7 protein-coding genes are annotated in these 6,533 nt (G+C 69.9%); all 7 read right to left on the bottom strand.

The genetic code is table 11. The features are described 5' to 3' along the window. Positions 1–378: 378 nt before the first annotated feature. Positions 379–1,395, bottom strand: coding sequence for a 5-oxoprolinase subunit C family protein (locus AC6RA4_RS22250; protein ID WP_500164025.1), 1,017 nt, complete (start codon positions 1,393–1,395; stop codon positions 379–381). Continuing rightward, positions 1,392–2,135: a 5-oxoprolinase subunit B family protein gene (locus AC6RA4_RS22255; RefSeq protein ID WP_500164027.1), complete on the bottom strand. Its 744-nt coding sequence runs from the start codon at positions 2,133–2,135 to the stop codon at positions 1,392–1,394. Before AC6RA4_RS22255 ends, AC6RA4_RS22250 begins: the two co-directional genes overlap by 4 nt. Positions 2,136–2,140: 5 nt before the next feature. After that, entirely contained in the window at positions 2,141–3,403 is a 1,263-nt protein-coding gene (locus AC6RA4_RS22260; RefSeq protein ID WP_500164029.1) for an amidase family protein, read from the bottom strand. Further along, a complete protein-coding gene (locus AC6RA4_RS22265; RefSeq protein ID WP_500164030.1) occupies positions 3,400–4,074 on the bottom strand; it encodes a DUF2848 domain-containing protein in 675 nt (224 codons plus the stop codon). Before AC6RA4_RS22265 ends, AC6RA4_RS22260 begins: the two co-directional genes overlap by 4 nt. A 14-nt stretch (positions 4,075–4,088) precedes the next feature. Then, positions 4,089–5,372 carry a TRAP transporter large permease gene (locus AC6RA4_RS22270; RefSeq protein WP_500164032.1) on the bottom strand — a complete coding sequence of 428 codons (1,284 nt, stop codon included), beginning with the start codon at positions 5,370–5,372 and terminating at the stop codon, positions 4,089–4,091. After that, the gene (locus tag AC6RA4_RS22275; protein WP_500164034.1) at positions 5,369–5,920 is read right to left on the bottom strand and encodes a TRAP transporter small permease subunit; all 552 of its coding nucleotides are present in this window, start codon (positions 5,918–5,920) and stop codon (positions 5,369–5,371) included. Before AC6RA4_RS22275 ends, AC6RA4_RS22270 begins: the two co-directional genes overlap by 4 nt. Before the next feature lie 11 nt (positions 5,921–5,931). Beyond that, on the bottom strand, positions 5,932–6,533 hold a 602-nt coding region (gene dctP / locus AC6RA4_RS22280; RefSeq protein ID WP_500164035.1), incomplete at its 5' end, for a TRAP transporter substrate-binding protein DctP.

Here is a 6,533-nt window from a genome sequence, read left to right on the forward strand (position 1 = left end):
GCCCCGTCTGGCGTCCCGTCAGCGCCTCAGCGCCGCCGGTGAAGGGGCTTTTACGTCCAGCATCCGGGGGCCGCAAGCACTTTCTGCGACGAGATCCGATTTTTTTCGATTTTCGTCCTCCTGCCCCTCCAGATGCCCTTCTGAGGGCGCTGTAGGGCCCACCTGCCCTCCCCCTCCCGTCAGATTTCGCACACCTCCCCCGCTCAGAACGAGCTTCTGTGCGCGCACCCTGCGAAGACCATGGGATTCGCCCCCTCCCCTGCCGCGCGTCGCATCCTGCCCCCCCAAGCATGCTGACTCGCACATGCCGACTCGCAAAGGGGGCGGGCACCGTTCGGCACCCGCCCCCTGCTCTTCTTAGAAAGACGCTCCCGCGTCTCAGACGCGTTCGAGATCGTCGCCGCAGGTCACGCCGCTCACCAGTTGATAGGAGAGCAGGTCGTGGATTGTCGCCGGATCGCGCACCAGCGGGGCGCAGCGCGACGCCAAATCGCGCAGCTCCGCCTCTTCCGGGCGCGCCGCTGCCAGGGCCTCGTCGAGTGTCACCCTGCGCGGGCGCAACACCACCCCCGGCGCGGCCTGCGCCACGATGGGGAGATCGGCGGGCAGCACGGTGCCGATGCGGGGATAGCCGCCGACGGTCTGGCATTCCGCCGTCAAGACATAAGGCACGCCATCGCCGGTCATCTGCAGATCGCCCGGGCCGATCAGGTCGGAGGCCAGCCCCTTGGCGTGATCGGTGGTGAAGCGTGCCTCCGCCGCGAGCTGCACGCCCTGACGGTTGCCGCGCGGGCCGCGGGTGAAGGCGGTGGCGTAGAAGGCCTCGAGCACCTCGGCGTCGAAGAGCGCCGTGTGCGGGCCGTCGATCACCCGGATCGTGCCGCCCTCGAAGCGATTGTCAGAGGCAAGCCCGTGCGCCGGGCGCTCCGGGGCTGGATCGTCAGTGCAGGGCAGCGTGTCGCCCGCGCTGAGCGTGCTGCCGATGCCAATGGTCAGGTGGGTGGCGCGGCTCTCGAGCCAGGGCTCGGAGGCGATGCCGCCCGCGGGCGTCAGATAGCCGTAAACCCCGGCGCCGGCGCCGTTGATGCGCAGCACCTGACCCGGCGCGATCAGATGCGTGGCGTTCCAGCGCAGCGCCTCCTCATCCAGCGTGGCGCTCATTGGCGCGCCGGTGAGGGCCACGCGGGTCGGGGCATCGAAGGTGAACTGGCCGCCGGCGCCGGCCATCTCGATGGCGGCGAGCGGTGCGCGGGCCCCAAGCAGCGCCGCGGCCTCGAGCAGCGCGCGCCGGTCCATGGCGCCGCCACGGGACAGCCCCTGCGCGAGATGGCCGGGGCGGCCCATGTCCTGCACGGTGAGGATTCCGTCGGCGCGTTTGACGGTGAGCGTGGTCATCGCAGCACCTCCAGTTTTGCGCCGCCCATGCGGTCGGGATCGTCCCCGAGGCGGGCGATCTCGTCGGCGGAGGCTTTCGCGAAGCGGATGGCGTCGCCGCCCTGCAATGGCATCGGCTCGGCGCGCGCGGGTACGAAGGTGCGGAAGGCGGCACGGCCGACCTGTTGCCAGCCGGTGGCCGACTCGGCGCCGAAGAGCACGAACTGACGCACCGCGACCACCAGCGCGCCGGCGGGCACCGAAGGGTTGAGCTCGGACATACGCGGCAGGTTCCAGTGCTCCGGCATCAAGCCGATATAGGGCTGGCCGGGGGCGAAGCCGATGGTCAGCACGCGCAGGTCGGCGGCGCAGATCTCGTCCACCGCCGCCGTCTCGGAGAGCCCCGCCGCCTGCGCCGCCTGCGCCAGCTGCGGGCCATCCTCCTCACCGAAGGAGACCGGGATGGTCCAGCGACGCGCGGGATCAGGCATCTCAAGCGGGCCGGAGGCGATCTCGCGGGCCATGCCCTGCAAAAGCGCCAGCAGCGCGGCCCGGTCGGTGGCGGGCTCGAAGCGCACCAGCACCGAGACCAGCGCGGCGGCGATCTCGACCACGCCCTCCGGCGCGGTCTCTTCTATACGGGTCGCGAAACGCCGGGCCGCGGTCATCGCGGCGGGCTCCGGCGTCAGCGCGAAGCGCACGAGGTAGCCATCGAGACCGACGGGCAGTACCTCGGCGTCGAGGGGGCGCGTGTCGGTCATGGCGCTCACGCGGTCAGCCGCTCGGCGATGGCGAAGAGCGCGGCATCCGCCCCCTTCACGCCGGCCAGCATGGTCATCGAGAAGGCCGGCGCGAGCCCCGGTGTCGGCATCGCCAGCGCGCAGCCATCGACGAGGTTCACCAGCGAGGTGTTGCGCAGCATCTCCATGTTGAGCCGGTCGAACTCGGCCTCGACCTCGGCGATGCGCGGCGGCAGGCGCATGAGCGTCGGCGCGACCAGCGCGTCGAGCCCCTCCATCGCGGCGTTGAACCCTGCCACAATTGCGGCGCGCTTCTCGTAGGCCTCTTTGATCTCGGCCTCAGAGAGCGTCTCGGCGAAGCGGATGCGCGACAGCACGCGCGGATCGCCGATCTCTTCCAGTCGCGCGAGGTCACCCGCGTAGATCCGGTGCGCCTCGACCGCGACGATGATCTTGTTGAGACCGGCGGAGGCGCCGATGCCCGACATCTCGACCGGCACCAGCTCGTGCCCCCTCTCCATAAGCCGCGCCTTCTCGGCCTCGTAGAGCGCCGCGACCTCGGGCGAGAGCCCGTCGGTGAAGGCGCCGGCGGGGATCGCGAGGCGCAGGGTCTCGGGGACGGAGGCGGCGAGCCCCTGCCCCGCCATGACCTCGGCCAGCGCGCGGGTGAGCGCGAGAGACGCGCCCATCGGGCCCGGCACATCATATGTGGGCGCGAGCGGATGGACACCCGCATCGTCAATCAGCCCCTGGCTCGGCTTGAAGCCCCAGATGCCGTTGGCCGCCGCGGGGATGCGCAGCGAGCCGCCGGTGTCGGTGCCGATGGCACCGTCGGTGAGCCCCAGCCCGACGCAGACCGCCGCGCCCGAGCTCGAGCCCCCGGGCATGACGCCCGGCACGAGCGCCGAGGAGGGCGTGCCGTGATGCGGGTTGAGGCCGACGCCGGAATAGGCGAATTCCGACATCGAGCTGCGCCCGAACATCAGCGCGCCGGCCTGCTTCAGCTTTGCCACCGATGGGCAATCGGCCGCGGCCGGGGCGCGCTCGGCCAGCAGGCGCGAGCCGGCGCCCGTCACTTCGCCCGCCTCGTCATAGAGATCCTTGACCGAGACCAGCGTGCCGAAGAGCGGCAGCGCCTCGCCCGCATCCTTGCGGGCCTGCAGTGCCTGCGCCTCGGCGCGGATGCGCTCGGGCGAGAAGGCTGTGAAGATGGCGCGGCGCTCGGCCTGCGGCAGCGCCTCAGCGCGGGCGATAGCGGCCTCGACCTTGCTCAGGAATTCCGTGCTCATGCGACCTCCGGCAGGGTGCGGGTCTCGTATTCATGGGTGATGCTGCGCCCGGTCTTCGGGTCGCGCATCTGCATGCGGAACTTCGCCGCCGGGCGCACGCCGCCCTTGGCACCGAAGGTGCCGCAGAGCATCGCCACGGGGCCGTCCTTGGCCAGCTCCGACAGCCGGCTGCCGGCGATCAGCTCGGCCAGCGGGCGGATCGAGGCGATGGTCCCGGACTGGTAGGACACCCAGTCGCCGCCCTCCTCGATCCAGCTCTCGAGCTCGATCTCTTCCAGCCGGTCCGCGATCTCGTCCCAAGCCCAGAGCTCGAGCGCGCAGGGCTTGGCGCAGACCTGCTTCGACATCGCCACCGAATGCGCCTCGAGGGCGCGGTCGGTGTGATCCGAGGCGAGCCCGAGGTAGCGCTTGCCCCCCGCCTCGACGATCAGCGGCTCGACCTCGCCCGAAGACGCTCCGCCCACCGCCTCGATCAGCGGCGCGTCGGTCAGCAGCGGCGCCGAGACTCTATAGTAAAGCGGCGTGTCCGAGGGCGCGGGCACGCCCAGCTCGGCAAGCTCGGCGATGTGATGCGCGATGGCGTCGGCGTCACGGCCGGTCCAGCCGGCAACGATCAGGTGTTTCAGGTCGAGCGGAAGCGGCGCGCCGTCGGCGCGGAAGGAAAGGGTCATCTTGTGAACTCCTGTCAGAGGATGGAGGGCAGCCAGAGCGCAAGCGCCGGCGCCGCGATCAGCAGGGCGACCATGCAGAGCATGACCAGCACATAGGGAATGACCCCGAGGATCACCTCGTTCATCGAGCCCTTGGCGCGGGCGCTCTGCACCACGAAGAGGTTGAGGCCCACCGGCGGGGTGATCAGCGCCATCTCGATCAGCACGATCATCAGCACGCCGAACCACACCTTGTCATAGCCGAGGCCCGCGATGATCGGCACGATGATCGGGATCGTCGCGACCATGAGCGACAGCGTCTCGATGAAGAAGCCGAGGACAAGGTAGAGCAGCACCACGAGCAGCAGCGTGCCGAGCGGCGACAGGCCGGTGTTCTCGAGCAGCTCGGTCAGCGCCCGCCCCAGCCCCGCCGAGGTCATGGCGAAGTTGAGGAAATAGGCGCCGGCGATCACCAGCATGATCATCGCCGAGATCCGGATGGTGCCGTGCAGCGCCTCGGCGATGGTGGCAAGCCCCAGCCCGTTGCCGAGCGTGACGGCGATCAGCGCCGCGATCACCACACCGATGGCGGCGGATTCGGTGGGGGTTGCCCAACCGGCGTAGATCGAGCCGATGACCACCACGAAAAGGATGATGATCGGCACCAGCTGCACCAGGCTCGCCAGACGCTCGCCCCAGGTGAAGCTGCGCGACGGGCCGCCAAGCGCGGGCCGCGCCTTGCAGATCAGCGCCGTGACCACGACGAAGGCCAGCGCCATCAGCAGGCCGGGGATCAGGCCGGCGGAGAACAGCTGCGGGATCGAGGTCTCGGTCAGGAAGCCGTAGACGATCAGGTTGATCGAGGGCGGGATCAGGATGCCCAGCGTGCCGCCGGCGGCGATGGCCCCCGAGAACAGCTTGGGATCGTATTTCAGCTTCTCCGCCTGCGGCATGGCGACGGTGGCCACGGTGGCGGCGGTCGCCACCGACGAACCGGAAGTGGCCGAGAACATCGTCGCGGTGGCGATGTTGGCGTGGATCAGCCCGCCGGGCAGCCAGCTCAGCCACTTGTCGAGCGCGGCATAGGTGCGCGCGGCGACACCGCCACGCACGAGGATCTCACCCAGAAGAACGAAGAGCGGCACGGCGATCAGTGTCGAGGAGGAGGAAGACGACCAGACGACCTGCCCCAGCCCGCGCAGCAGCGGGAAGGCGGAATACATCTCGCCCACCCCGATTCCGAGGATGAAGAGCACGATCCCCACCGGGATCGACAGGGCCATGAGCCCGAGAAGAGAAGCGGCAACCGTCCAGATCATTGGTCAAGCTCCGAGCCGAGGCCGATGGTGTTGGCAAGCTCCGCCCGCTTGCCGCGTGCGAAATAGGCGATGCCGATGAGGCTCAGCGCCGTGGCGCTCAGGGCGAACCACGCCCAGCCGGCAAACCAGATGCCCTGCGGGATCCAGAGCGGCGTCTCGAGCGGGGTATTGGCCCGCGAGCCGCGCTCGATGGTCTTTTGCAGCACCGGCCAGCAGTGATAGGCGATGAGCAGCACCACGCCGTTGGTGACGATCATCGCGAAGATGTCCATCAGCCCCTGCCCGGTGGCATTCAGCTTCTGCCGGACAAGATCGATGCGCACATGGGCGCGGTCGAGCAGCGCACAGGACAGGCCCCAGCTTGCCACCGCGGCCATGACGTAGCCCGAGATCTCGTCGGAGCCGCCAAGCGAGCCCCAGCCGGTCTTGCGCCCGATCACGTCGATCAGGACAAAGAGGACGGTGCCCACCAGCGCCACGCCGAGAACCAGCGCCACGAGGCGGTTGGCGCGCCGCAGCGCGCCTTCCAGTGTTTCGATGCGGCTCACGCTGGCGCCCCTTATTCCGAAACCGGAACGGTCACGCCGACGGTGGCGCCGACGGTGTCGTTCCAGCGGGTCGCCCACTCGGCCCCGGCGCGCTCGGCCCATTCGGGCAGCACTTCGGTCTCGAGCGCTTCGCGCGCGGTGGCCATGTCCTCTTCCGAGGCCTCGACCAGCGTCATCGACGCGGCGTCGCCCGAGGTACACTCGCCCTGCCCGGTCAGGCAGGCGATGTCGTTCTCGAGGCCACCCTGCGCCGCGGCCCAGGCCTTGGCTTCGAGCCCTTCGGCCACGGCGGCCTTCAGGCTCGCCTGATCTTCCGCCGAGAGGCCATCATAAGCATCGCCGTTCATCGCGATCACGACCGGGTCCCAGCCGCCCAGCGGCAGGGTCAGGAGGTGGTCGGAGACCTCCCACCAGCCGGCGGAGTAGCCCGAGCCGGCACCGGTCACGGCGCAGTCGATCACGCCCCGCTGCAGCGAGCCCGGCACTTCCGAGAAGGCGATGTTGACGCCCTCGGCGCCCAGCGCCTCGAGCAGCTTGGTGGTCAGGCGGCCCGCCCCGCGCACCTTCTTGCCCTCGAGATCGGCGAGCGAGCCGATCTCGCCCTTGCAGAAGA

This window comes from Salipiger sp., from assembly GCF_059781815.1.